Origin of the sequence: Gordonia ajococcus (genome assembly GCF_012974285.1) — a bacterium.
Classification (GTDB): domain Bacteria; phylum Actinomycetota; class Actinomycetes; order Mycobacteriales; family Mycobacteriaceae; genus Gordonia; species Gordonia amicalis.
Genome location: NZ_CP052884.1, coordinates 4,640,248 through 4,665,848, shown reverse-complemented (window position 1 = coordinate 4,665,848; position 25,601 = coordinate 4,640,248). Strand labels below are relative to the sequence as shown.

20 protein-coding genes and 1 riboswitch are annotated in these 25,601 nt (G+C 69.1%); of the genes, 12 read left to right on the top strand and 8 right to left on the bottom strand.

What is annotated here, in order from left to right; translation table 11 throughout:
- The first annotated feature begins 74 nt into the window (after positions 1 to 74).
- Genes GAA2_RS21055 through GAA2_RS21035 form a run of 5 tightly spaced genes read left to right on the top strand, consistent with a single transcriptional unit; the run spans position 75 to position 9,064 of the window.
- Positions 75 to 3,350 (top strand): NAD-glutamate dehydrogenase domain-containing protein, encoded by a 3,276-nt coding sequence (locus GAA2_RS21055; RefSeq protein WP_191834561.1) that lies wholly within the window; start codon positions 75 to 77, stop codon positions 3,348 to 3,350.
- Positions 3,351 to 3,403: 53 nt separating this feature from the next.
- Complete coding sequence (locus GAA2_RS21050; protein ID WP_191834560.1) at positions 3,404 to 3,961, top strand: TetR/AcrR family transcriptional regulator; 558 nt, start codon at positions 3,404 to 3,406, stop codon at positions 3,959 to 3,961.
- 4 nt (positions 3,962 to 3,965) lie between these two features.
- The gene (locus GAA2_RS21045) at positions 3,966 to 5,591 is read left to right on the top strand and encodes an FAD-binding oxidoreductase (protein WP_191834559.1); all 1,626 of its coding nucleotides are present in this window, start codon (positions 3,966 to 3,968) and stop codon (positions 5,589 to 5,591) included.
- 15 nt (positions 5,592 to 5,606) lie between these two features.
- The gene (gene pta / locus GAA2_RS21040; RefSeq protein ID WP_191834558.1) at positions 5,607 to 7,850 is read left to right on the top strand and encodes a phosphate acetyltransferase; all 2,244 of its coding nucleotides are present in this window, start codon (positions 5,607 to 5,609) and stop codon (positions 7,848 to 7,850) included.
- On the top strand, positions 7,847 to 9,064 hold the full coding sequence (locus tag GAA2_RS21035; RefSeq protein WP_191834557.1) for an acetate kinase: 1,218 nt from the start codon (positions 7,847 to 7,849) through the stop codon (positions 9,062 to 9,064). The genes pta and GAA2_RS21035 overlap by 4 nt, the downstream gene beginning before the upstream one ends.
- A 100-nt stretch (positions 9,065 to 9,164) precedes the next feature.
- Here GAA2_RS21035 and GAA2_RS21030 read toward each other — a convergent pair whose 3' ends face one another.
- From GAA2_RS21030 to GAA2_RS21020, 3 genes are read right to left on the bottom strand one after another with little or no spacing between them, the layout of a single operon-like run.
- Positions 9,165 to 11,834, bottom strand: a complete 2,670-nt coding sequence (locus tag GAA2_RS21030; RefSeq protein ID WP_191834556.1) for a serine/threonine-protein kinase — start codon at positions 11,832 to 11,834, stop codon at positions 9,165 to 9,167.
- A 6-nt stretch (positions 11,835 to 11,840) separates the two neighbouring features.
- Entirely contained in the window at positions 11,841 to 12,872 is a 1,032-nt protein-coding gene (locus GAA2_RS21025) for a glutamate ABC transporter substrate-binding protein (RefSeq protein ID WP_191834555.1), read from the bottom strand.
- Positions 12,869 to 14,314 carry a hypothetical protein gene (locus GAA2_RS21020; RefSeq protein ID WP_096274764.1) on the bottom strand — a complete coding sequence of 482 codons (1,446 nt, stop codon included), beginning with the start codon at positions 14,312 to 14,314 and terminating at the stop codon, positions 12,869 to 12,871. Before GAA2_RS21020 ends, GAA2_RS21025 begins: the two co-directional genes overlap by 4 nt.
- Before the next feature lie 406 nt (positions 14,315 to 14,720).
- Between GAA2_RS21020 and GAA2_RS21015 the strand changes: the two genes are divergently transcribed.
- A complete protein-coding gene (locus GAA2_RS21015; RefSeq protein ID WP_096275034.1) occupies positions 14,721 to 15,203 on the top strand; it encodes an NUDIX hydrolase in 483 nt (160 codons plus the stop codon).
- A 63-nt stretch (positions 15,204 to 15,266) separates the two neighbouring features.
- Here GAA2_RS21015 and GAA2_RS21010 read toward each other — a convergent pair whose 3' ends face one another.
- Together GAA2_RS21010 and thiE are read right to left on the bottom strand one after the other, a co-directional pair.
- Positions 15,267 to 15,644, bottom strand: a complete 378-nt coding sequence (locus GAA2_RS21010) for a hypothetical protein (protein ID WP_191835035.1) — start codon at positions 15,642 to 15,644, stop codon at positions 15,267 to 15,269.
- A 452-nt stretch (positions 15,645 to 16,096) separates the two neighbouring features.
- Positions 16,097 to 16,798 (bottom strand): thiamine phosphate synthase, encoded by a 702-nt coding sequence (thiE, locus tag GAA2_RS21005; RefSeq protein ID WP_248664673.1) that lies wholly within the window; start codon positions 16,796 to 16,798, stop codon positions 16,097 to 16,099.
- Between the two features lie 47 nt (positions 16,799 to 16,845).
- A riboswitch (TPP riboswitch) is annotated at positions 16,846 to 16,955 on the top strand.
- Here thiE and thiO point away from each other — a divergent pair.
- The 6 genes from thiO (at position 16,949) to GAA2_RS20975 (ending at position 23,599) form a co-directional block, all read left to right on the top strand.
- Complete coding sequence (thiO, locus tag GAA2_RS21000; protein WP_191834554.1) at positions 16,949 to 18,025, top strand: glycine oxidase ThiO; 1,077 nt, start codon at positions 16,949 to 16,951, stop codon at positions 18,023 to 18,025. Its footprint overlaps the riboswitch before it by 7 nt.
- A 2-nt stretch (positions 18,026 to 18,027) precedes the next feature.
- Positions 18,028 to 18,228, top strand: coding sequence for a sulfur carrier protein ThiS (gene thiS, locus GAA2_RS20995; protein ID WP_006436721.1), 201 nt, complete (start codon positions 18,028 to 18,030; stop codon positions 18,226 to 18,228).
- Positions 18,221 to 19,042: a thiazole synthase gene (locus GAA2_RS20990; protein ID WP_006436720.1), complete on the top strand. Its 822-nt coding sequence runs from the start codon at positions 18,221 to 18,223 to the stop codon at positions 19,040 to 19,042. Before thiS ends, GAA2_RS20990 begins: the two co-directional genes overlap by 8 nt.
- A 64-nt stretch (positions 19,043 to 19,106) precedes the next feature.
- Positions 19,107 to 20,075: an ABC transporter ATP-binding protein gene (locus GAA2_RS20985; protein WP_191834553.1), complete on the top strand. Its 969-nt coding sequence runs from the start codon at positions 19,107 to 19,109 to the stop codon at positions 20,073 to 20,075.
- On the top strand, positions 20,072 to 20,830 hold the full coding sequence (locus GAA2_RS20980) for an ABC transporter permease (RefSeq protein WP_006436718.1): 759 nt from the start codon (positions 20,072 to 20,074) through the stop codon (positions 20,828 to 20,830). Before GAA2_RS20985 ends, GAA2_RS20980 begins: the two co-directional genes overlap by 4 nt.
- 129 nt (positions 20,831 to 20,959) lie before the next feature.
- Positions 20,960 to 23,599: a LuxR C-terminal-related transcriptional regulator gene (locus tag GAA2_RS20975; RefSeq protein WP_191834552.1), complete on the top strand. Its 2,640-nt coding sequence runs from the start codon at positions 20,960 to 20,962 to the stop codon at positions 23,597 to 23,599.
- On the opposite strand, the gene GAA2_RS20970 is transcribed toward GAA2_RS20975, so the two are convergent.
- The 3 genes from GAA2_RS20970 to GAA2_RS20960 are packed head-to-tail and all read right to left on the bottom strand — an operon-like array spanning position 23,541 to position 25,543.
- A complete protein-coding gene (locus tag GAA2_RS20970) occupies positions 23,541 to 24,209 on the bottom strand; it encodes a phosphoribosyltransferase (RefSeq protein ID WP_006436716.1) in 669 nt (222 codons plus the stop codon). The genes GAA2_RS20975 and GAA2_RS20970 overlap by 59 nt on opposite strands.
- Before the next feature lie 9 nt (positions 24,210 to 24,218).
- Complete coding sequence (locus GAA2_RS20965) at positions 24,219 to 24,680, bottom strand: nuclear transport factor 2 family protein (protein WP_006436715.1); 462 nt, start codon at positions 24,678 to 24,680, stop codon at positions 24,219 to 24,221.
- A complete protein-coding gene (locus GAA2_RS20960; RefSeq protein ID WP_191834551.1) occupies positions 24,677 to 25,543 on the bottom strand; it encodes an SCO6745 family protein in 867 nt (288 codons plus the stop codon). The genes GAA2_RS20965 and GAA2_RS20960 overlap by 4 nt, the downstream gene beginning before the upstream one ends.
- Positions 25,544 to 25,601: the final 58 nt, after the last annotated feature.

Below are 25,601 nucleotides of genomic sequence, written 5' to 3'. Positions count from 1 at the left end.
CCACTGCACGCCAACAGCTCTCCCGAACCACCTCCGATCACCAACCCCGCCACCTGAACCCCCGGAGTCCAGCGATGACCAGCACGTTGCCCCCTCGCCACGACCTCCTGCCGACCGGCTACGTCGAAGAGCAGGCGCACACCGCGGCCCCCGAGGTCGCGATCCTCGAAGCGCTCACGCCCGACACCGTGGAGGTCGGGGCGAAGACGACCGCGGACGGTCACCTGCAGGTGACCCTGTACAGCGGCGGCCCCGAGGTGTCCTTCGAGAAGGTCATCCTGTTGTTGCGCAGCCTCGACCTCCAGCTCGTCGATCACGCCACCACGGTGGTCCGACGCCCCGACGGATTGCGTTGTCGCCTGCACGCTTTCGTTGCCTCTCCGGGACGGGTCGCCGGCGCGGGTACGGACGACGCGGCAGTGTTGGATGTGTTCTCGGCGATGTGGTCGGGCCGCACGGAACCCGATCGTTTCGGGCACCTGGTGCTCACCGCCGGATTGGGCTGGCGCGAGGTGGTCGTGCTGCGCGCCTATGCCCGTTACCTGCAGCAGACGGCCCTGCCGTACGGGCAGCGCACCATCGAGTCCGTGGTGACCGGCAACCCGGACGTCGCCTCGGCGATCGTCGAGCTCTTCGGTGCCCAGTTCGATCCAGGCATCGAAAACCCCGCCCGGAGTGTCGATCTCGTCGCCGGACGACTCGGGACGCTGGACGCGCTGATCGACCGGGTCCAGGGACTCGACGCCGACCGGATCTTCCGTGCGTATCGCTCTCTCGTGCTCGCCACGAGTCGCACCAACTTCTACCGCCCCGACGCGCTCGGACCGGAACGGCCACAGCTGGCGTTCAAGCTCCGGCCGCGGGAGGTCGACATCCTCCCGCCGCCGCGTCCGCTGCACGAGATCTTCGTCTACTCACCAGATGTCGAGGGCGTTCATCTCCGCTTCGGTGCCGTTGCCCGCGGCGGGATCCGATGGTCGGATCGCCGCGACGACTACCGCACCGAGATTCTCGGACTGGCGAAGGCGCAGACGGTGAAGAACTCGGTCATCGTGCCGGCGGGCGCGAAAGGTGGGTTCGTCGTCAAGAACCCGGCGATGTCGGGGGAGGACGGCTACCGCCAGTTCATCTCGGGCCTGCTCGACCTGACCGACAACCGATCCGCCGACGGACGTTCGGTGCACCCCGACGCGACGGTGTGCGGCGACGGCGAGGACTCCTACCTCGTCGTGGCAGCCGACAAGGGGACCGCACGGTTCTCCGACGTGGCCAACGGCATCGCCGTCGACCGGGGCTTCTGGCTGGGCGACGCCTTCGCCTCGGGCGGCTCGGTCGGATACGACCACAAGGCGATGGGCATCACGGCGCGGGGCGCCTGGGTGAGCGTGACCCGGCATCTCGCCGAACTCGGCATCGACGTCGACCGGGACACGTTCACCGTGGCCGGCATCGGCGACATGAGCGGCGACGTCTTCGGCAACGGGATGCTCTCGACCCCGCGTATCCGACTGGTCGCGGCCTTCGACCACCGGCACATCTTCATCGACCCGGACCCGAACGCCGACAGGTCATTCGAGGAACGCGGACGACTCTTCGGTCTCCCGTCCTCCTCGTGGGCCGACTACCGTCGTGAACTCATCAGCACCGGCGGTGGGGTCTTCGACCGGACGGCGAAGTCGATCTCGGTGTCGCCCGAGGCGGCCGAGGTGCTCGGGCTGCCGCGCGAGACGACCGACGCCACTCCGCAGGAGCTCATCTCGGCCATCCTGTGCGCGCCGGTCGATCTGCTCTGGAACGGCGGGGTCGGTACGTACGTCAAGAGCGCGGCCGAGAACCACGATCAGGTCGGTGACCGGACCAACGATCTCGTCCGCGTCGATGCCACGATGGTGCGGGCGCGGGTCATCGGGGAGGGCGGCAACCTGGGCGTCACGTCGGCCGGGCGAATCGAATTCGCGCGCAACGGCGGACGGATCAACACCGACGCACTGGACAACTCGGCGGGCGTCGACTGCTCCGATCACGAGGTCAACATCAAGATCCTGCTCGACGGGCGGTCCTCGACCGGGGTGTCGGGGGCACGGCGTGGCGAGGTCCTCGCCGAGCTGACCGACGAGGTCGCCGATCTCGTGCTGCGCAACAACTGGGCGCAGAACCGGATTCTCGGTGAAGCACGCGCGCATGCGGCACAGATGGTCGACGTGCACGCCCGTCTCGTCGAGGACCTGGAACGGCGCCGGGGTCTGGACCGGGCACTCGAGACCCTGCCCACCGCCGAGGGTTTCGCGGCCCTGGCCCGACGCGGGGAGGGCTTGTCGTCGCCGGAACTCGCGACCCTGATGGGTCATGCAAAACTCGACGTGAAGACCGAGCTCTGTGCGGCGACTGGCGCTTTCGACGATCCCTACTTCTCCGACCGGCTCACGCGGTACTTCCCGCAAGCACTCGCGGATCTGGGCGATGTCGACGACTTCCCGTTGCGGACCGAGGTCATCGCCACCGAACTCGTCAACGACCTCTTCGCGTTCGGCGGCCTGACGTTCGCGTTCCGGCTGCGAGAGGAGACCGGCGCGGCGGCCGCCGACATCGTGCGGGCATTCGTCGTCGCCGTGGAGGTTCTGGGACTGGCAGAGCTGCAGTCCGACATCGAGGCGGCCGGTCTGCGTCCCGAGGTGGAGTACGAGATCATCGCCGAGGCGCGCCGGCTCCTCGACCGTGCCTCGCGCTGGTTGCTGACGCGCCGCCCGCAGCCGATCCCGGTGACGCAGACGATCGAACGCTTCCGGATCGTCCGGGACTCCGCGCCGCAGGTGTCGATCTGGCTGCGCGGCGACGAGGCGGCCCGCATCGAATCGGCGGTGGCCCAATACACCGAGGCAGGGGTTCCGCCGGCGATCGCACGGCGCGTGGCCGAGGGCTTGTACCGCTACAGCGTCCTCGACATCGCGGAAGTGGCCGAGGAGACGGGGTGCGATATCGCGACCGTCGGGGCCGTCTATTTCGCGCTGTCCGACCACATCGACGTCGACCGATGGCTGATCCGTCTCTCGGCACTGCCCCGCGGGGACCGCTGGCATGCGCTGGCCCGCTCCGCGCTGCGGGACGACCTGTACCGCGCACTCCGCGACCTCACCTGCAACGTCGTCGGAACCCTGGCCGACGACCCGGTCCGGGCGGCCGCGGTCTCCTACTGGCCGACCGAGGCCATCGAGGCCTGGGAACTCTCCAACCAGACGGCGCTGCAGCGGGCGACGGTCACCCTGGGCGAGATCGAGGCGGCCGAACGCTTCGACCTGGCGACGCTCGCCGTGGCCGCCCGGCACATCCGGTCGGTGGCCGATGGACGGTAGCCTGATCGGAGGCGCCCGCACCTGCGGACACCCTGATTCGATAAGTTTTTCGCATGGACCGTGACCGCATGGTGGAGGTCGGAGTGGGACTCGTCTCCCGCTTCGGCGCCAAGACGTTGAGTCTGACGTCCGTGGCGCGTCATGCCGGCGTCGCCCGGGCCACCGCCTACCGCATGTTCGGCGGACGGAATGCGCTGGTCGCAGCGATCGTCGACCGCGAGGTGTCCCTGCTGCGGGTGAAGCTGCGGGAATGGTCGGCCTCCGCGCCCGACGCGGCGGGGAAGGTGCGCGCGCAGGTCGTGAACGTGCTGCCCTACATCCGCGAGCACGAGGCCCTGCAGTATGTGCTGCGCAAGGAACCCGAGGAAGTCGTGCGGGCGCTGGTCGCGACCAGCGATTCGTCGGGTCCGACCCTCATCCACCAGATCGTCGACCAGACGCTGCCCGATCTCGAACCGCAGATCGGGGACCAGCTCGTCCCGGACCCGCGTGGGGCCGCCGAGTTCCTGGTGCGCACGATCTACTCCCTGATGCTCATCCCGGACAGTTCGCTCACCGACGAGCAGATCGCCGACCTCGTCGTGCGCGCGGTCGTCAAGACGGAGCAGTGAGCTCATGATGACCGGCTCGGACCGGACGGGTGACGAGCCGAAGCCGGACGAGACCGCGATCCCCGTCGTCGAGATGCGGCGGCCGCGCTGGGGCGACCCGGCGCGCGTCACCGAGCTACCCGCTGCTGCGGCCGCGCTGGCCGGCGACGCCACCGAGGACCGGGGCGTCCCACCCGAGTCGGTCACCCCGCGCGAATCGACCCTGCCGGCAGCCGTTCGCGCCGACCTCGAAGCCGTCGTCGGCGCCGCGTACGTGGTCGATTCCGACGACGCGCGCGTCCAGCACACCCGTGGCTACTCGACTCCCGACCTCCTGCGGCTGCGTGCGGGTGACGCCGCCGACGCCCCCGACCTGGTGATCTACCCAGCCGATCACGACGAGGTCGTGCGAATCCTGCAGGTCTGCGCCGCCGCGAAGGTCGCGGTCGTGCCGTTCACCGGCGGGACCTCGGTGGTGGGCGGGCTCGCGCCCGACCGAGCCGGATTCGCCGGAGTCCTCAGCCTCGACCTCCGGCGTCTCGACCGTCTGGTCGAGATCGACGAGGTCTCCCGCATCGCCACCCTGGAGGCGGGTCTGCGCGGGAGTGCCGCCGAAGCACTCCTGAGTGACCGCGGCTGGACGCTCGGACATTTCCCGCAGTCCTACGAGGGAGCCGGGATCGGCGGGTACGCGGCGACCCGGTCGGCGGGCCAGTCGTCGGCGGGGTACGGCCGTTTCGACGAGATGGTGGAGGGGCTCGTCCTCGCCACCCCGCGCGGCACCCTCGAATTCGGCACGGCACCACGGTCCGCGGCCGGACCCGACCTCCGCCAGCTGATCCTCGGCTCCGAGGGCGCCTTCGGCGTCATCACCGGCGTCCGGGTCCGGATCCGTCCCGTCCCGGCCACCCGGCTCTTCGACGGCTGGCGCTTCGACTCCTTCGCCGACGGCGCGACCGCCTTGCGACGACTCGCCCAGGACGGCCCGCTGCCCACCGTGATCCGGCTGTCCGACGAGGTCGAGACCGCGATCAATCTCGCCGATCCCGCGCAGCTCGGCGGTGATTCGACGGGCTGCCTGGTCATCACCGGATACGAGGGCAGCGATCAGGAGGTGCGCCGGCGCCGCGACGCCGCGTCGGAGGTGCTCGTCGACGCCGGCGGTACGGCCCTGGGAAGCGGCCCCGGAGAGTCCTGGCGCACAGGACGTTTCGCCGGGCCCTACCTGCGTGACCCGCTGCTCGACGCCGGAGTGCTGGTCGAGACCCTGGAGACAGTGACCTACTGGTCGAAGCTGCACGAGTTGCGCGCCTCGGTCACCGCCGCGATCACCGACACCCTTACCGCATCGGGCACACCTCCACTCGTGATGTGCCACATCAGCCACGTCTACGCCTCCGGTGCGTCGCTGTACTTCACCGTGGTGGCACCGCTCGGCGCCGATCCGATCGCGGAGTGGGCGTCGGCGAAAACCGCGGCCAACAACGCGATCAGGGCCGCCGGGGCGAGCATCACCCACCATCACGCCGTCGGTCGCGACCATCGCGACGCCTACCACGACGAGATCGGTCCGCTGGCACTCGAGGCGTTGCGGGCGGTCAAGGCGACCGTCGATCCCGACGGCGTCTGTAATCCTGGCATCCTGATCTGATCACCGGGCGCCACTATGCTGGGGCGCATGGCCACCGACGCTGCCGTTTCCGACCGCTCTGCTGGAGATCGAGTTGCCGGTGATCGAGGTGCCGGGAGTGAATCGACGACCAGCATCTATCTGGCCTCGGCAGAAGGGGAGACCGGGAAATCCGTGGTCGCGCTGGGGCTGTTGGCCCTGTTCGCGGCGACCGGCGGCCGAGTCGGCGTCTTCCGCCCGATCACCCGCGCCGACGGAGACAAGCGGGACCCGCTGCTCGATCTCCTGATCGACTACGACTCCGTGGACGTTCCCTACGAGGATTGCCTCGGCGTGACCTATGAGCAGGTCCACGACGACCCGGATGCCGCGATCGGCGAGATCGTCGCCCGCTTCCATGCCCTGGCAACGCGGTGCGACCGCGTGGTGATCGTCGGCTCGGACTACACCGACGTCGGCACCCCGTCGGAGCTGAGCTTCAACGCACGCATCGCCGCGAACCTGTCGGCGCCGATGGTGCTCGCACTGAAAGCCATCGACCGGTCCCCGGCGGAGATCGCCGACCTCGCCGAGGGGTTGCTCGCCGAGGTCGGCGCCGCCCATGCCACACCGATCGCCATGGTCGCGAACCGCTGTGACCCTGATCGGCTCGACGAGATCCGGGCGACGCTGCGCCGCACCGGGGTGCCGAGCCTGTGCCTCCCCGAGGAGCCGATCCTGTTCGCGCCCACCATGGGTGAGTTGAAGGAGTCGCTCGGCGCCACCTTGTACAGCGGCGACGAGGAACTCCTCGACCACGAGGCGCTGCGGGTGATGGTGGGCGGCATGACCGTCGAGCACATTCTGGAGCGCCTCACCGACGGCACGGTCGTCATCACGCCCGCCGATCGCTCCGACGTCCTCCTCGCCCTCGTGAACGCCAATACGGCACAGGGATTCCCGCGGCTGTCGGGCATCATCCTCAACGGTGGGCTCAAACCACATCCGATGATCGAGGCGCTGGTCAGCGGACTCAAGCCGACGCTGCCGATCATCAGCTGCCCGCACGGCACCTACGACACCGCGCGGACCGCCGCCCACACCCGTGGGCGGCTCGGCGCCGGGTCGGCACGCAAGATCGAGGCGGCGTTGGCGCTGATGGAGACCCACGTCGATCCCGAGGTGGTCATGCGCAACCTCAACGTCGATGTCCCGTCGGTCGTGACCCCGCAGATGTTCGAGTACCGGCTCATCTCCCGTGCACGGGCACAGCGCAAGCACATCGTGCTCCCCGAGGGCGATGACGATCGCATCCTGCGGGCGGCGAGTCGGCTCCTCCGCCGCGGGGTCGCCGACCTCACGCTGCTCGGTGACCCGGATGCCGTGCAGGAGCGGGCAATCGAGCTGGGACTCGACCTGGCCGGGGTAACCGTCATCGACCCGGCCACCTCGGAGTACCTGGACGAGTTCGCCCGGATCTACACCGATCTCCGCAAGCACAAGGGCATGGAACTCGACCGCGCGCGGGAGAAGGTGATCGACGTCTCCTACTTCGGCACGATGATGGTGCACACCGGGCGCGCCGACGGGATGGTGTCGGGAGCGGCGCACACGACCGCCCATACCATCCGGCCGGCGTTCGAGATCATCAAGACCAAGCCGGGGGTCTCGACGGTGTCGAGCGTGTTCTTCATGTGCCTGGCCGACAAGGTGCTCGCCTACGGCGACTGCGCGATCGTCCCCGACCCGACCGATGAGCAACTCGCCGACATCGCCATCTCGTCGGCGCAGACCTCCGCCGCCTTCGGCATCGATCCGCGCGTGGCGATGCTGTCCTACTCCACCGGCACGTCCGGATCGGGTGTCGACGTCGAGAAGGTCAAGACCGCAACCGAACTCGTGCGGCAACGCGCGCCGGAGTTACTCGTCGAGGGTCCCATCCAGTACGACGCGGCGGTCGAACCGTCGGTCGCGGAGACCAAGATGCCCGACTCCCCGGTGGCCGGACGGGCGACGGTACTGATCTTCCCGGATCTGAACACCGGCAACAACACGTACAAGGCGGTGCAGCGCAGCGCCGGTGCCGTCGCGATCGGCCCCGTGCTGCAGGGCCTGAACAAGCCGATCAACGACCTCAGCCGTGGCGCGCTCGTGTCCGACATCGTCAACACGGTCGCCATCACCGCGATCCAGGCGCAGCAGGTGGACGCCGAAGAGGCCGGCACCGATGGGGTCGCCACCGAAGAGGCCGGCACCGCAGATGCCGGCACCGAAGAGGTCGCCACCGGAGAGGCGCGTTGAGCGCCGGCACCGCCGGCGCGGTCCTCGTCTTCAACGCCGGCTCGTCGTCGCTGAAATACCAACTCGTCCAGCCCGACACCGGCGTCGTCCTCGCGGACGGGATCGCCGAACGCATCGGCGACGCCGGTTCGTCGATCACGCACGAACAGAACGGCGAGACGGTCACCGAGTCGGTGTCGCTACCCGATCATCTGACGGCGGTCCTGCGTGCCGAACAATTCTTCGCCGACAACGGCACCGACCTGGTGCACGCGGGCCTGGCGGCGGTCGGGCACCGCGTGGTGCACGGCGGCCGGTCGTTCTACGAGCCGACACTCGTCGACTCCTGGGTGATCTCGGAGATCAAGCGCATCTCGCCCCTTGCGCCGCTGCACAATCCGGCCAATGTCGTGGGTATCGAGGCGGCCCGGGCCCTGCTTCCCGACGTGCCGTCGGTCGCGGTGTTCGACACGGCCTTCTTCCACGGGTTGCCGCCCGCGGCCGCGACCTACGCCATCGACCGCGAGGTGGCGGCCGAACACGCCATCCGGCGGTACGGATTCCACGGCACCAGTCATGAGTACGTGTCGGGCCGCGTCGCCGAGTTCCTCGGGAAGGATCTCGCCGATATCGACCAGATCGTGCTGCATCTCGGCAACGGGGCGTCGGCGTCGGCCATCTCGGGTGGACAGCCCGTCGACACCAGCATGGGGATGACCCCGCTGGAGGGTCTCGTGATGGGAACCCGCAGCGGCGACATCGATCCCGGCCTCGTGCTGCACCTCAACCGCGTGGTCCGGCTGTCCGTCGACGAGATCGACACCCTGCTCAACCATCGGTCCGGACTCCGAGGACTGTGCGGCGAGAACGACTTCCGCTCGATCGCCGAGTTGATAGATGCCGGTGACGAAAACGCCCGCCGTGCCTACGACGTCTACATCCACCGGTTGCGGCACTACCTCGGCGCCTACACTTTCGCCCTCGAGAGGCTCGACGCGATCACCTTCACTGCCGGCGTCGGCGAGAACTCGGCACGCGTCCGCGCCGACGCACTCGACGGGTTGCAGCGTTTCGGAATCGTCGTCGACCCGGACCGCAACACGGCCGCCGACCGATCGGCGCGCCGGATCTCCGCCGACGACAGCGTGATCGACGTCCTGGTGGTCCCGACGAACGAAGAGCTCGCGATCGCGCGGCAGTCGGCGGCGCTGGTCGCAGCACTGCCCGCCGGGTAGCTGGTGTGAGCGGACCGGCCCCCGCTCCTCGCGCCTCAGGGAGCGGAGGGGTGGCCGCAGCCATCGACCTCGTCGCCGCACCGCCGGCCGCGTGTCGAGGTCAGAACAGCGTGTTCGGCCGCACGTAGTTCGCCAGATCGACGAGCATGAACCGGTGCTCGCGGTTGTTGCGGGTCTGACGTGCGAGCTGGCGCAGGGATCTCTCGGTGCCGGTGCGGATTCCGTACTCGGTGAAGGGGAAGCCCAGGAGTGTCGAGGGCTCGGTGTCGGCGTTCTCGGCGTCGGGATTGTCGTGAATCCAGCCGAGGGCGGTGCCGAGCACGATCAACAGCATCCGTGACTTGCGTGGTTCGGAGTCCGGGATCTGCTCGAGTCGTCGTGCGGCCTCGACGATCTGCTCCCGGGTGACCTCCGAGGTGGGACGACCGTGCACCAGGGCGATGATCGCGGTCGCCCGGGCGGTGTTGAAATGCCTACTGGTGGCGGGAACTTCGTCGAGGGGACGGATCGCGCCGTCGTAGTCGCCGGCCGCGACGGCGAGGCGGGCCAGGCCGAAGGCGGCGGTGACGATGCTGTGGTCGGTCAGCCACAGATCGTGGTAGTGATGCTGCGCGACGTCGTAGAGCCGGGAGATCCTGTCGGCCGACTTCGACGACCCGTTCTCGTCGGCGAGCCACCGGCCGATCAGTTCGGCGGTTCCGGCCACCGCGAGCTTCGGTGCCACTTCGCCGGGCATCGCCCCCAGTACCTCGTCGAACCGTTCGTAGGCCAGTTCGGGTTCGTCGTTCATCAGCGCGCAGATGCCCATGTACCAGTCCACCCGCCACGAATCGCCGTGGTGCTCACGGACATCGCGGAGCAGCGCGAGAGCGGTGTCGACGTCGTCGAGCTGTAGGTGGGCGCGGGCCTCGGCCAGGTCGATCTCCAGCGAGGGGTGGGCGTTCTTGACCGGACGGCCACCGAACATCGACGCGAACCCTTCTGCGCGTGCGGTGTTGATCGAGTCGAGCGTCTGCCGCGGATCCGACAGGGCCGCCGAGGTCAACAGGCTCGCGGCGGGGTCCAGCGGGTTCACCAGGGGCACGGGGAGCGCGGTGGCGATGTCGACCGGATCGTAGAAGGCGGCCTGGTCGGGGTCGAAGAAGCCGTCGACCGGGGCGAGCATCAGGTCGGTGCCGAACGTCGAGCGCTGCGGGGTGAAGACCGTGGACAGGGAGGGCCGGGGCACACCGGTGTGTACCGCGACCGTCTCGCGGAGCACGTTGAGCACCTGGGTGCTCATCTCCTCCGCGGAGGAGAACCTGTCGGCCGGGTCGGGCGCGGTGGCACGTTGCAGCAGAAGGTAGAACGACGGATTGTCGCGGAAGACGGCGGTCTCGGTGGGGGAGGGGAGTCCGTCGACGTACCGGCCGTTGCGCATCTCCATCGGCACGGTCAGCACCGCGAGAGTGCGTCCGACGCTGTAGATGTCGGTGGCGACCTGCGGTCCCGTCTTGACGATCTCCGGTGCCTGGAAACCCGGTGTGCCGTAAAGGTGTCCGTAGCCGTTGATCGGCGAGACGGCACCCAGGTCGATGAGCTTGACCTCGTCGCTCCCGACCATGATGTTCTCGGGTTTGACGTCGTTGTAGACCAGACCCACCGAATGCAGGTAGCCGACGGCCAGCAACACCTCGAGGATGTAGGCGAGACCCTGTTCGACGGACAGCAGCCCCTTCTCGTGGTCACCCGAGGTGATCTGCTTGAGCGTCTGACCGCCGATGTACTCCATGACGATGTAGCCGAAGCGCTCGCCGTCGTCGGCGACGTGCTCGACGAAGTTGTAGATCTTGACGATGCCGGGATGGTTCACCGACGCCAGGAACTGACGCTCGGCCACCGCGACGCGCTGCGCCTCCGAATCCGACGAGTTCAGAAGGCCTTTGAGAACGACGGGCCGGTCGCTCACGTTGCGATCGATGGCCAGGTAGATCCATCCGAGTCCGCCGTGGGCGATCGCGCCGGCGATCTCGTACTGATCGGCGACCAGCGTCCCCTGGGCGAGACCGGGCACGAACGAGTACCGCGCACCACAGTTGGCGCAGTCTCCGGTGGGTGGACCTTCCCCTTCGCCCTCGAGTCGGCCGACGGGTTTGCCGCAGCGCCAGCAGAATCGCTTGCCCTCGACGATCACCGGATCGTCGATGACCGCGTCCTCGGGTTCGATGTCGGTGATCTTCGGCATCTCGACCAGTCCGCTGCCGAGTCGACGTTCGTGGACCGGGGGGCGTCGGCGCGGGACGAGTCGCCGTCCGAGTGGTCCGGAATCCGGCTCCGTGCTCGGCGTCGCCCGCGTGCGGACCACCCGATCGGTCCGGCCGTCGAATCGGTCCGGTGGCGCGATGCCGACCGTGAAGGCGGGGGTGGCCGCCTGTGTTCCGACTTCGGTGTCGAATACGGCGCCGGGGTCGGGCATGGCGCGGGGCTCCGTGGTGTCGTCGGTCTCGGCCATCAGCGCGTCGAGATCGGCCTTCTGCGTACCGACCTCGACCACCTGATCGGTGGTGCCCTCGTCCGTGGTGTCCCCGTTCGTGGTGCCACCATCGGCGGTGCCCCCGTCGATGATGTGCCCGTCACGGGTGTGCCGGTCGGTGACCGGGTCGTCGTCACCCATCAGGTCGGCGAGGGAGACGCGCTGGGTACCGATCTCCTCCGGGGTGTCGGGAGCGGGCCCGTCCCGGTCGTCGGGACCGTGACGGTCTGTCTGTGATGGTTCGCCGGCGAAGTCCATGCGCGATCAATCCCGATAGTACGGCTGCGGTGCGCCGAATCCACTGTCGAGGATGGTCAGCCACCGGTCGCGGATCTCCTGCCAGCGGCCGGTCGCGCGGGCGCGTTCGAGCACACCGTTGACGAAGCGGATCATGTCGTCCTCGCCCTTGGGGATGCCCACGCCGTAGAACTCCTCCCCGAGGCTCGGACCGACGACCCGGACCCATGGGTCCTGTGCGGCCAGCCCGGCCAGGATGGCGTCGTCGCTGGTCACCGCGTCGACCTGTCCCTGCTGCATCAGCACCAGGCAGTCGGCCCAGGTGGTGGTGCTGACGATCCGGACCCGCGGCTGGATGGACTGCATCCGGCCGATCGAGGTGGTGCCGCGGGCTGCGCAGACCCGCTTGTCGGCGAGCTGGGCCGGTCCGGCGATGTTCGAGTTGCGGAACGACAGGATGCGTTGGGACGCAACGTAATACGGGGCGGAAAAGCTGATGTCGCGCAGCCGGTCGCAGGTGATGCTCATCGTCTTGATGACGACGTCGACGGTCTTGTCGCGCAACGCGTCGATCCGCTGTGCGGAGCTGAGCACCTGGAACTCGACGCGCCGCGGGTCACCGAAGATCGCGCCCGCGATCTCGTGCGCGATGTCCACGTCGAAGCCCTGGATGTCGCCCGAGATGGGATCGCGGAAGCTGAACAGGTTGGAGCCGATGTCGAGTCCGACGATGAGCCGGCCGCGTTCGAAGATCCCGGCCATCGTCGAATTCGGCGGCATGCGGCCGGGCGCGGGCATCTGTGCGGGCGGACGCAGGGTGAGGGTGGCGTTGCACGCCTCCGAACTCGGCGGCGGTTCGATGGGCACGTCGGTCTGGACGCCGGGCAGCACCAGCGGGCCGACGGTCGCGGTCGGGGGCGGTGACTCGGCGGCGGGGAACCGGACACAACCGGTCGCGACAAATGCCACGAGCAGCAGGACGGCCGCCGCCACCGGACGGCGCGGGCGGACGGGTCCGGAGTGGGAGAACCGGCGGCGGGCGAGTCGGCGAGCGATCATCGGTACTCCCGTATTCGGGGGACGAGTCCGCCGACGATCGCGATGGCGGCGAGGACCGAGAGCAGCAGTATCCCGGTCCCGGTGAAGCCGAGTACGCGCTGGGCGGTGTTGATGTCGTCGCGGAACGACGTCCGCGCGGTGGTGATCGCGTCCACGAGGGCGGTGTCGACGGCGGTGTACGCGCGTGCCGAACTGTTCAGCCCGTCCCCGACCGTGAGTTGCCGGGCGCGGTCGAAGTTGCCGGTCTGGATGTACCGCCGGACGCCGGCATCGGTGCGCTTCCACTCCGCCAGCGCCGAGCTCACCTTGTCGAGCTGCTCCGCCGACACCGAACCGGTCTCCTCGGATGTGCGCACGTCGTCGACGATGCCGTCGATCCTGGCAGTCGTCGCGGCGAAGGTCCGTTCCAGTCCGCCCTGGTCGCCGCGGCGGATCAGGGCCAGGGTCTCGGCCGATCTGGCCTGCTGGGTCAGGATGCGGGCGGCCGTGAGTTCGCGAAGCGGGTCGGCGCCGTCGGTTCGGGCGTTGCTGGTCGCAGCGACCGACATCAGGCCCGACGCCAGCAGCCACACCGTCCCCAGGGTGAGCGCGCCGATCGCGGCGACCAGTCCGAGGTTGAAGCGACGGCGGGTCCTGCGCGCCAGGTAGCGGGATGTCAGCACCATCGCCGTGAGCAGCAGCAACAGCGGGACGTAGACCGTCCACGGCGGGCGGGTCAGCGAATGCTGCGGGTCGGCGATCGCCATCGACCGCCGCTCGTAGAGGCGCTGGGCGGCCGGCAGGATCTTGTCCTGCATCAGCGACGACGCCTGGCCCAGGTACGCCGATCCGACGGGATTGCCCAGCCGGTTGTTGGTGCGGGCGGTCTCGATGAGTCCGCTGTAGACCGGGATCGACGTCGAGAGGGTGTCGAGGTCCGACGACAGGGCACGCTCGGTCGCGTCCTGGGCCATCCCGGGCCCCGGCTCGCTGGAGGTGCCGGTCGCGAGGATCAACGACGACGCGGCCGTCGCCAGGGCATCTGAGTAGCGTTGCCGCAGATCAGGAGTTTCCAGACCGCCCGAGATGAATGCCGCGTTCGCGGACGCGTCGGCGATCGACAGGGAGCTGTACAGGACCTGCGCGGCCTCGGCGAGCGGTTCGGTGCGATCGATCAGGCGCTGCAGGGTCTGGGTGCGGTCTTCGAGCACGGTGGAGGCGTACAGACCGGTGGACAGGCAGCCGAGGAACAGGATGACGCAGATGATGATCAGCTTGCCCGGTGTGGTGCCCGAATAGTGCCGGAGCGTCTGGAACGGTGACTGCGCACGTTCGCGGGCGGTCGCGACGAGCTCGCGACGATCGGCGAGGACCTGGCGGATCGGCGGCGACGACTGGGCGGGACGGAACGTGCGACCGCCACGGGTGAGTGCCGTCCGCACGGAGGACGCATCGCCGGTCACCTAGCTGATCCCCTTCTCGAACGCTGGATCGTCTCCGGTGCGGCCGCTCGGTCGCCGGCCCCCGTTCCGGCTCCCGCGACCTGTCTGAAGAAATGACTCAACGGGGTCATCGCTCACCGGGTCGTGCGTGTTTCAGCCTATGCCATCTCCGGTGGGTTCCTCCCTTCAACGCGGTCGCCACTCCGGAGGCCTCGGGGCGGCGGGGTGGAGTTCTTCGCCGCGTGGACCCGCTTGCCGCGGTACGCGGATCGGTGTCACCGCGGTACGCGGATTCGTTTCGCTGCGGTACGCGGATTGGTTTCACTGATCCAACGGATGGATCGCCATCGCCCTGGCAGGTCGGGCATGTCTCACTTACGGTGGAGGAACCCCGGCGATCCCCTCGTCGGGTCTGCAAGGAGGCGTGGTGCGCGGAGACGGCGACGGCTGGGTGATCGATCCCGACGGTTCACGGTATTGGGGTGTTCACGGCGCAGCAGGTCTGCTGCTCCGGGCGCCGTTGGCCGACGGCGTGACGGGCGTTCTGCTCCAGCATCGCGCCGCGTGGTCGCATCAGGGTGGTACCTGGGCGCTGCCCGGCGGCGCCCGGGACTCGCACGAGGGCGCCATCGATACCGCGATTCGGGAAGCCGAGGAAGAAGCCGGCATCAACGGCGAGGACCTTCGGGTCGTCGCCGCCGTCATCACCCACGAATCACCCGGCGGCTGGACCTACACGACGGTCATCGCCGAGACAGACGAGCCGGTGCGCACGATCGCCAACTTCGAGTCGACGGAACTGCGCTGGGTGGAGGAGAAGCACGTCGATCAGCTCCCGCTGCACCCGGCGTTCGGTCTGGCCTGGCCCACGCTGCGCGAACGGATCGCGGCGCTCGACCCGCAGGGATAGCGGTTCGGCCCGTCGAACTTCACACCGTCGGACCTCACGACGCCGAACTTCACAGGTCGGGCTTCACGCCGCCGCGGGTCCGAGCAGCCGGTTCGCGCCGGAGATCAGTGCCGCGATGTTCGCCTCGTCCCCGGTGCTGCCCTCGCCGAAGGCCCACACCTGCCTGCCGTTGTTCTCACACAGCAGGAAGGTGGCGATCGAACCGTCGAGTTCGCGCTGGTGCAGCCGCAGTATCTGAACCGGCGCGCCGAGGTCGTAGAGGATCGAGGTCATCGCGCCGAGCGGTCCGGCGGCGACGGCGCTGCACGACATGATGCGATCGGCGATCGCGATGGTCGCGCGGCATTCGACGAGGTCCTGACGGGTCGGTGCGACCGACCACGATCCGAGCCGGATGGTGCCGCCGCTCGCATATTCGTCGGTGAATCGTTGCCAGCTCATCCCGATGACCTCCTCGCGCATACCCGCGGGCAGCGGACGGCCGAAGTGTTCGGTGATGGGGTCGGCCGACGGCGCGGTCGCGTGTCCGTGTCGTGAGAAGGATGGGTGAGGCAGATGAAGAGGATGCATCTCGAAAGCCGATTTCGGTCGAAGAAGAGATGACCGACAAGAGCGCGCAACCGACCCGCAGCGGGGGGTCGGTCAGAATCAGACCCCGCTGCGGCGGGTTACGAGCGCGCGCTTGATCCACATCATGATCGGTCCAGAATAGCCCTCGGTGGCGAGGGCGGCAAACGGGTTTCGCGCCTGAGATCTGCCCCGGAGATCCGCCCCTCAAATCGACCCCTGGAACACGCCCTCCAGAGCGTGACCGGTGACGATATGCACGTGGCGCCGCCCCGGAGGGCGCTTTACCGGGGCGGTTTCTCGGGGCGGTTTTCCGGACCCGGGTGCTACAGCCGTGCGAGGAGCTCCGCGGCCGCCGCGGCAGGGTCGGCGGCGGCCGTGATCGCCCGGACCACGACGATGCGGCGCGCTCCGGCCGCGGTCACCTCCGGCACCCGCGGGGCATCGATGCCGCCGATGGCGAACCACGGCTTGTGCGGAGTCCCGGGTTCCGACATCGCAACGGCGGTCGTCGACACCAGATCGAGGCCGGCGGCGGTCCGACCCGGTTTGGTGGGGGTGGTCCAGCACGGGCCGACGCAGAAGTAGTCCACGTCGGGGTCGGCGGCCGCTGCTGCGGCCTGCCCGGGGTCGTGGGTGGATGCACCGATGATCGTGTCGGGGCCGACGATCCGGCGCGCGACCCGTGGCGGCAGGTCACCCTGTCCGACATGGAGGACGTCGGCGCCCGACAGTGCGGCGATGTCCGCGCGGTCGTTGACCGCGAGCAATGCGCCGTGGGCGTCGACGACGTCCCGCATCGCGGTGAGGATCTCGAGCTCCTCGCGGGCTTCGAGAGTGCCGAACTTCTTCTCCCCGGGTGACCCCTTGTCGCGAAGCTGCACGATGTCGACGCCGCCGGCGAGGGCGGCGTTCACGACCTCGAGCAGGTCGCCGCGTTCACGCCGCGCGTCGGTGCACAGGTAGAGCCGGGCGGAGTCCAGGCGGCGGCGCAGTTCGCGAGCACGCGATTCGGGGGCAGTCGTCACGGCGACCAGGCTAGCCGCGTCGGTGCGGGCCGGGCGTAGGGTGGACCGCGAGAACACACGGGAGCCCGGACCGGCCGGGCTGAGAGTGCGGACCCTCCGCTGACCGTCGAACCTGATCCGGGTCATTCCGGCGAAGGAAGGTGATCTGGCGTGAGCCATGTTGTCGAGGAACAACCCCACCCGGAGCAGCCCGACCGTGCGCTGACCGTCGTCGGCGGTGGCGTGATCGGTCTGACCTGTGCGCTCGCTGCCGCCGATGCGGGCTGGCAGGTCCGCGTCGTCGACGCCGGGCACGAGGAGCGGGCGTCGTGGGTGGCGGGCGGCATGCTCGGTTCGCTCGGCGAGGGGCATCCGGGTGAAGAAGCGGCGCTCGCGATGTCGGTGCAGTCGGTGCGGCGCTGGCCGACGCTGGTGAAGCGGCTCGGCGACCCCACGATCGTCACGGCCACCGATTCCCTGTTCGTCGCCGCGTCCGCCGCCGACGCCGAGTACCTGCAGCATCTCGCGGACTTCGTCTGGGCCGAACAACCGCGGACCGACGCCACGCTCAGCACGGTCACGGGTCGCGAGATCCGTTCGCTGGAGCCGTCGTTGAGTTCGCGGCTCGTCAGTGGCTACCGGGCGGTCGGCGAGTGGTCGATCGACAACCGTCGTCTGCTGGCGACCCTGCGCAGCGTAGGGGCCGCCGCGGGGGTGCGATTCACCGAGGCGCGGGTGGGCAGCCTGGCCGACGTCCACGAACATGCCGGCCCGCGGGACCAGATCCTTCTCGCCGCCGGACTCGGCACGGCGGAACTGCTTCCCGACGTGCCGCTCCACGCGGCGAAAGGGGAGATCCTGAGACTGCGCCGGACGCGGTGGTCGGTGCCGCCGCCCGGGCACGTGGTCCGTGCCCGGCTCCACGGCCGAGCGGTGTACCTGGTGCCACGCGAGGACGGGATCGTGGTCGGCGCAACGCAATACGAGGCCGGCGGCTTCGGGGACCGCACCCCGCAGGCGGGTGGTGTCGCCGATCTGCTCGCCGACGCCATCGAGGTGATGCCGGGTCTGCGCACCTACGAGCTGGTGGAGGCGGGTGCCGGACTGAGGCCGTGCACCGCCGACGGGTTACCGATCGTGAAGCGGGTCGACGACCGCACGGTGGTCGCGACCGGACACGGGCGCAACGGCATCGTCCTCGCGCCGGGCACCGCGGACAACGTGCTGGGAATTCTGGAAGGAGCATGACCGTGACCATCACCGTGAACGGAGAGAACCTCGACGTCGGCGACGACGTGTCGGTGGGGGACGTCGTCGCCCGCCTCGGCCTACCGGACCGGGGGATCGCGGTGGCCGTCGACGGTGCGGTCGTCCCGCGCGGACAGTGGTCGCAGCACACGATGACCACGGGCGCGGTCGTCGAGATCGTGACAGCGGTGCAGGGTGGCTGAGTCCGAGGTCGTCGACGTCGCCGGCGGTTCCGACGCCGACCCGCTCCGGATCGGCGGCCGCGAGTTCTCTTCTCGTCTGATCACCGGAACCGGTGGCGCGACAAACCTCGCGAGCCTGGAGCGGGCCCTCGTGGCGTCGGGAACCGAACTCACGACCGTGGCGGTACGTCGCGTCGACGCCGCGTCCGGGACCGGTGTCTTCGACCTGCTGCGCCGTCTCGGCATCGCGGTCCTGCCCAACACCGCCGGCTGCCACACCACCGCCGAGGCGGTGCTCACCGCGCAGCTGGCCCGGGAGGCGTTCGAGACGAACTGGGTGAAACTCGAGGTGGTGGCCGACGAGCGCACCCTGATGCCGGATGCCGTCGAACTCGTGGACGCCGCGGCCTCGTTGGTGGCCGACGGCTTCGTGGTGCTCGCCTACACCAACGACGACCCGGTTCTCGCCGCGCGACTCGCCGACCTCGGTGTCGCCGCGGTGATGCCGCTCGGTTCGCCGATCGGCACCGGACTGGGAATCCTCAACCCGCACAACATCGAGATGATCGTCGACCACTGTGCGACCGCCTCCGACGACCCGCTCCCGGTCATCCTCGACGCGGGTATCGGTACCGCCAGCGATGCGGCCCTCGCCATGGAATTCGGTTGTGACGGGGTGCTTCTCGCGACCGCGGTCACACGTGCGGAGAATCCCGAGCGGATGGCCTCGGCGATGCGGCATGCGGTGATCGCGGGCCGCCTCGCGGCGCGGGCAGGGCGGATTCCCAAGAGGTTCTGGGCGCAGGCGTCGTCACCGATGCCCGATCACGCGTGACCCGAATCGAGTTCTCGGCGAGAGGAGCCATCCCGCTCGAAGGGCGGGCGGCTATGGTCGTGTCGTGTTGCGGGTAACGAATCTGACCAAGGACTTCGGGAGTCAGCGCGCGGTCGACGATCTCACGTTCGAGGTGAACCCGGGACGGGTCACCGGCTTTCTGGGGCCCAACGGCGCGGGTAAGTCGACGACGATGCGCATGATGCTGGGTCTCGACCGCCCCACTTCGGGGACCGCGACCATCAACGGCGTGCAGTACCGCGACCTCGACCATCCGCTCCGTCAGGTCGGTGCGTTGCTCGACGCACACTGGGTTCACCCCAACCGCACCGCGCGGTCACATCTGCGGTGGCTCGCGGCGAGCAACCGGATTCCGGTGTCCCGGGTGGACGAGGTGCTCGAGACGGTCGGACTGACGTCGGTGGCCCGCAAACGGGCCGGCGGATTCTCACTCGGCATGTCGCAGCGGCTCGGACTGGCCGGTGCGCTCCTGGGCGACCCGCACACCCTGCTGTTCGACGAACCGGTCAACGGGCTCGATCCCGAGGGCATCGTCTGGATACGCGGGTTCATGCGGCAGTTGGCCGCTGAAGGACGCACCGTACTCGTCTCCAGCCACCTGCTGACCGAGATGTCGCTCACCGCAGACCATCTCGTGGTCATCGGGCGTGGACGACTGATCGCCGACTGTTCGGTCGGCGAGTTCACCGGAAGGGCACGGCAGTCGGTGCGGGTGCGCGGACCCGAACTCGAGAGGTTGCACACCGCCTTGGTGGAGGCCGGACGCGCGCCGGCACCGGGTGCGCCCGACGCCCAGGGGCGGCCGGTGATGCGGGTGCCCGACACGACGACCGACCGGGTCGGTGACATCGCGGCGGCGACCGGTGTGACGCTGCACGAACTCGCCGCCGAGTCGGCCTCGCTGGAGGAGGTGTTCATGTCGATGACCGCACACGCCGTCGACTATCACGGGGGCGACGGTTTCCGGCCCGTCGAATCCGGTTCTCCCACTCCGGAAGGGGGTCGGCGATGATCGGCCCGGCGCTTGCGGCGATCGACGCCGAACGCATCAAACTGACGAGCACCCGGTCCCCGTACTGGTGCCTGGCGATGGTGGTCGTGTTCGGCATCGGCGTTGCGGCGCTGCTCGGTTGGCTGCTGTCCGGTGGTTATGCCGACCCCGCGTCGGTCGACACCCGGACCATCGACTATCTGGTCGGCGTGAACCAGTTCGGCGTGGCGATCTTCGCGATCATGGCCGTCCTCGGTGTCACCACCGAATACCGATTCGGCACCATCCGAACGACTTTCGCCGCGACCCCCCGACGGCCGCTGGTGATTCTCGCGAAGACCGTGGTGTTCGGCGGTCTCACTTTCGTGGTGGCAGCGGTCGTGGGTCTCCTCGGGGTGGTCCTGGGGCAGGCGCTCACCGGCAACGGCATCGCGCTCGGTGGGCCGGACACCGTACGACAGCTCTGGGGCACGCCGGTGTTCGCGATGCTGTGTGCGCTGATCGGGCTCGCGGTGGGTGCGCTGGTCCGGCATTCCGCCGGCGCGGTGGCCATCGTGTTGGGCTGGATGTTCGCGTTCGAACGCATCCTCTCGGTGCTCCCGCGCATCGGTGAGAACATCACGCCGTTCCTGCCCTTCCTCAACGGGTGGAACTTCCTGTCCGGTGGGAACGACACCTTTCACTGGAATGCCCTTGGCTCGCTGGTGTACTTCGCCACGTTCACCGCGATCCTCTTGTCGATCGCGATCATCGTGACCAATGCCCGGGATGCGTGATTCGCGGACTTGACGGCCCCACCGTCCGCCACAAGCGCGGCGGGAACATGGCATTGCGCGTCCTGCTGACATGTCCATGACGATTCGTCAGAGCACGCGGAGCTCCGGTGCGGACTAAAATCCCCTGTCATGTCCACCACGTGGCCGCTGGTCGAGCGCGAGCGCGAGTTCCGCACGATCCTCGCTGCGCTCAGTGGGAAGACGAGCGGATGCGGAGTCGTGCTCACCGGCGATTCGGGGGTGGGCAAGACCACCCTCGCCCGGCATGCCACCGCCGAACTGCCGACCGGCGTGCGGTGGGTGGCCGGGACGGAGTCGGCGCGATCGATTCCGCTGGGGGTCTTCGCCCATCTCGTCGGACCCGCGACGTCGAGCGATCCGGTCAGCTATCTGGCGGCAGCCCGGGAGTCACTGCTCGCCGACGGTGACGTCGTCATCGGCGTCGACGATGCGCACCTGCTCGACGAGTTGTCCGCGACCCTGCTGCACCAGCTCGCGATCGATCGGGCGGTGCACATCGTGGCGACCGTCCGTAGCGGTGAAGCGGTGCCCGATGCCGTGACGTCGCTGTGGAAGGACAACCACCTCACCCGTATCACGTTGTCGCCGTTCACCAAAGAGCAGAGTGTCGAGCTGATCGAATCGGTCCTCGGCGGGCAGCTGGAGGAACATTCGGCCACCCAGATGTGGGAGGCGTCCGGTGGGAACGCACTGTTCCTGAGGCATCTCGTGGACGGTGCCCGGGAGGCGAACACGCTGCGACAGGTCAACGGGGTCTGGCAGTTGCGCGGGCGCGCCGCGATCACCTCCGAACTCGCATCGTTGCTCGAGGGACGCATCGAACAACTGGACGCCTCGGTTCTCAACGCGCTCAAGTACCTGAGCCTGTGCGAACCGCTCGACATCGACGTGCTGGCCGAACTCGCCGGCGAGGAGGCGGTCGAGGAGGCCGAGATCGCCGGACTCGTCCGCATCACGCGGGACGGTCGCCGACTGGATGTGGCCTTCCTCCATCCGTTGTTCGGTGAGGTGATCCGCCGCCGGCTCGGCCTGGTGTCGTCACGGCGTCTGCGCGGCAACCTCGTCGCGGCGCTGAGGTCGCGTCCCACCAACACCCCTGCCGAGCGGATCAGGCTCGCCGACCTCGCCATCGAGAGCGACGTCGACATCGACCTGTCGCTCGTCCGGACCGCGGCGAGTGATGCCCTGAAACTCGCGCAGACCTCGCTCGGCGAACGGTTCGCGCGGGCGGCCCTGGACGAGGGCGCCGGGGTCGACGTCGCCGAACTGCTTGCCCGCGCCCGGATGTGGCAGGGCCATCCCGACGAGGCCGAGGAGATCCTCTCGGGGTTCTCGCCGGGCGATCTCGACGAGGGAGAACTCCTGCTGTGGGGGAACCTGAGAATCGGCAACGCCTTCTGGGCGCTGGGCGACGCCGACCGCGCCGACGAGATCCTGCAGATGCTGCGCACGCGGGACATGCGGCCGGCGCTCGTCCCGATCGTCACCGGTATCGCCTCGGCATGCGCGCTGTTCGAGAACCGCATCGGTGAGGCGATCTCGCTCTCGGACAGCGTCTTCGCCGAGAAGCGGAAGCTGCCCTGGGCGATCGAATGGGCGGTGTTCGGCGGCAGTCTCGCCAGGGCGGTCGCGGGCTGCGGGAACGAGGTCGAGGCCCTCGCCGCGCACTCCCGGGAGGTGGAGGTCGATGGTCTGCTCCGATTCCCGACCGGCTTCGGCGAGATCCTCGCCCTCACGCTGACCGGTCGGCTCGACGACGCGGATGCGGCGGCCGGGCGGTTCATGACGGCCGCACAGACCGCGCAGTACCTGGGCTGGGCGATGTCGGAGATTCTCGTTGCCGCCGTGGAGCTCTCGCGCGGTGCATGTGTCTCCGTGACCCGGCGGATGGAGCAGACCCTCGCGATCCTGGACAGCGGGAAGTTCTCCGAGTCGTGGAACTTCCCGGCTCACATCTTCCTGATCCAGGCGCTGAGTGCGCTCGGTCAGGCCGACCGTGCCGCCGAGGTCCTGGAGAAGGCCCGGGCGCGGTACGGCAAGCACGTCGCGATCTTCGGTCCGATGCTCGACATCGCCGAGGCCTGGCAGTCGGCGGCCGCCGGAACCATCTCACGAGCCGTCGCGCTGGTTCACCGGACAGCGGAAGAAGCAAGGGAGTCGGGACAATTCGCCGTCGAGGCGGAGGCACTGCACTCTGCGGCCCGGTTCGGCGATGCCGGCGTCGCCGAGCGTCTCACCGAACTCGCGGGACTGGTCGACGGTCCGCTGGCGCCGCTCTACGCCCGGCACGCAACCGCTCTCGCCGCCGGCGACGCGGTCGAACTCGACTTGTGCTCAGCCGATCTGGAGGCACTGGGCGTGCGGCTGTCGGCAGCCGACGCGGCCGCGCAGGCGAGTGTTCTGCACGACGCGGCGGGCGCACGGTCGGCGACCGTGGCCTCGGCGGCGTCGGCCAATCGACTCGCGTCGGAGTGCGGCGGACTGCGCACGCCCGCACTGATCGCCGCGGCACAACCGCTCCCGTTGACCGCGCGTGAACGCGAGATCGCGAATCTCGTTGCGGCAGGACTGTCCAACAAGGAGATCGCGCAACGGCTCACGGTCTCGGTACGCACCGTCGAGGGCCACCTCTACCGTGCGTCCACCAAACTGGACGTCACCGATCGTGAGGGCATCGCCAGGTTGTTGCTCAAGGCCGGTGATCGCGATCCAGACATGCGATCACCTCATCGTCGTCGACCTGACTGAAGTCCTCGTAGGAGAGTCCGACCGCCTCGAACGGTTCGGGCATGGTCAGCACGACGACCTCGTCGACCCCGCGGTCGATGAGCCGGCCGACCGAATCCGACGGTGCCGTGGGCACGGCCACGATCAGCCGCGACGCGCCGGCCGCGTCCAGCGCGTCGATGGCCACCGCCATCGTGGAGCCGGTGGCGAGGCCGTCGTCGACCAGCACCACGACCCGATCTTCGACCTCGACCGGCGGCCGGCCGCTGCGGTAGAGCGCTTCGCGGTCGTGCAGGATGCGGCGTTCCCGGTCGGCGGCCGCGTCGAACTGGGCGCTCGACACCCCGAGTCGCCGGGGCATGTCGTCGTTGACCACCAGATGGCCGGCGGTGAGGGCCCCCATCGCGAACTCCGCATGCCCCGGTGCCCCGATCTTGCGTACCACCAGGGCGTCGAGATCGCCGTCGACCGCATCGGCGACCTCGCGTGCCACCGGCACACCGCCGCGGGCCAGTCCGATCACCACCGGCCTCGCCGTGCGGGTGTCGGGGCGTGCCCGCAGTACCTCGGCGACCCGCTCACCCAGGGCTCGTCCCGCCGCCACCCGGTCGGAGAAGACTCGCTCAGACATGTCACGTCCTCAGATTCGTACGGCCGGGCCGACCTCGAGCGCGAAGCTCGGCAGGTCGACCAGTCCGATGGTGGCCTCGTAGGTGCGGTCGTAGCCGGTGGCGCTGATGCGCCAGCCGTCCTCGGTCCGGCGGTAGGTGTCGTCGTAGAAGGCGGCGCCGATCAGCATGAACGAGAAGTCCACGACGATCACCCGGTCTTGCAGATACCAGCGGCCGCGGGCGGTGTCGCCGGAGATCTCGATCTCCGGGTGGGCCACGCGGTGCTCGGTGATGACCGACGGCCCGACGTTGGCCTCCATGTATCCGACGAGTTCGTCCCGGGTGCCGAAGGACAGCGTCGCGCCGTAGTTGCCGGTCACGTCCGCGGTGAGCGTCGAGGCGAACGTGGTCCAGTCCTTGGTGTCGAGTGCCCGCAGGTACCGGTACTTGAGGCTCTCGATCTCGCGCACATCCTCGGCGTGGCCACTCATCTGCGCCTCGTTCCGGGCAGGACCCCGGCGCCGATCACGGCCTTGACGATCGGACGGGTCCGCTCGAGCAACTCGGCGGTCCCGGCCCACCGGGATTCACCCGCGGCGTCGGTGGTCGCCTCGATGTCGTCGTACACCGCGGCGCCCTGTGCCGTGAGGCGATGACCGTCGTCGACGCGTTCGGCGAGGCCTGCTTCGACGAGCCGGTCGACGCTGTCCTCCCAGTCCTGTTCGGAGTAGCCGCGGGTGAGCAGCACGACGCGTTTGCCCATGACCCGGCGTTTCACCTCCGGATCGGGCAGCTGGGCCTCATGGAAGACGGCCGCGTCGAATCCGTTGAGTCCGTGGAGGACGAGGGCCGCGATGTGGTTGTCGCCTCGCCATTCCCGCAGGATCGCGGTCGCCTGCCACAGCCGCAGGCGCGGCGTGTCCGGGATCGGTGCCGAAGCCCACGCGGCCGTCAGGGGACGACCGCCGAGCGGCAGGCCGACGGCGAGTTCGGTGTACTCGGAGGCGAGTTCGTCGAGCAGGGCGTCGTCGGCGGAATCACCCAGGATCTCTCGCAGGGAATCGTCGAGCATCGCGTGGCGACGTTCGTGGACGCGGTCGAGACCGGCGTCGATCGCGGCGTTCCACGACTTGGCGATCAGTTCGGGGTTGAAGTTGTAGAAGGCGGCGGAGACAACCGGGGCGGCGCAGGGACCGAGTGGAGCTCCGCGGGCGCCGACGTAGAACGCGTGGCCGTCGAGACCGGTGTCCTCTTGTGCCCGGCCGAGTCCCGGGTTGAAGTAGGCGAGGACGTGGAAGGGTTCGAGGGTCTCGTAGGCGAGGCGGGCGAGCGACTCCGTCGCGGTGGGCGTCATCACCCCACCATCTCCACCGGTGGAACGGGTGTCAACCATCTGGTGGGGAGATACGTCC

Bases quoted from the DNA above. Each gene is read 5' to 3' on its own strand.
- GAA2_RS21055 (WP_191834561.1), top strand. From the start codon at position 75: ATGACCAGCACGTTGCCCCCTCGCCACGACCTCCTGCCGACCGGCTAC.
- GAA2_RS21050 (WP_191834560.1), top strand. From the start codon at position 3,404: ATGGACCGTGACCGCATGGTGGAGGTCGGAGTGGGACTCGTCTCCCGC.
- GAA2_RS21045 (WP_191834559.1), top strand. From the start codon at position 3,966: ATGATGACCGGCTCGGACCGGACGGGTGACGAGCCGAAGCCGGACGAG.
- pta (WP_191834558.1), top strand. From the start codon at position 5,607: ATGCTGGGGCGCATGGCCACCGACGCTGCCGTTTCCGACCGCTCTGCT.
- GAA2_RS21030 (WP_191834556.1), bottom strand. From the start codon at position 11,834: ATGGACTTCGCCGGCGAACCATCACAGACAGACCGTCACGGTCCCGAC.
- GAA2_RS21025 (WP_191834555.1), bottom strand. From the start codon at position 12,872: ATGATCGCTCGCCGACTCGCCCGCCGCCGGTTCTCCCACTCCGGACCC.
- GAA2_RS21010 (WP_191835035.1), bottom strand. From the start codon at position 15,644: ATGAGCTGGCAACGATTCACCGACGAATATGCGAGCGGCGGCACCATC.
- GAA2_RS20980 (WP_006436718.1), top strand. From the start codon at position 20,072: ATGATCGGCCCGGCGCTTGCGGCGATCGACGCCGAACGCATCAAACTG.
- GAA2_RS20975 (WP_191834552.1), top strand. From the start codon at position 20,960: ATGTCCACCACGTGGCCGCTGGTCGAGCGCGAGCGCGAGTTCCGCACG.
- GAA2_RS20970 (WP_006436716.1), bottom strand. From the start codon at position 24,209: ATGTCTGAGCGAGTCTTCTCCGACCGGGTGGCGGCGGGACGAGCCCTG.
- GAA2_RS20965 (WP_006436715.1), bottom strand. From the start codon at position 24,680: ATGAGTGGCCACGCCGAGGATGTGCGCGAGATCGAGAGCCTCAAGTAC.
- GAA2_RS20960 (WP_191834551.1), bottom strand. From the start codon at position 25,543: ATGACGCCCACCGCGACGGAGTCGCTCGCCCGCCTCGCCTACGAGACC.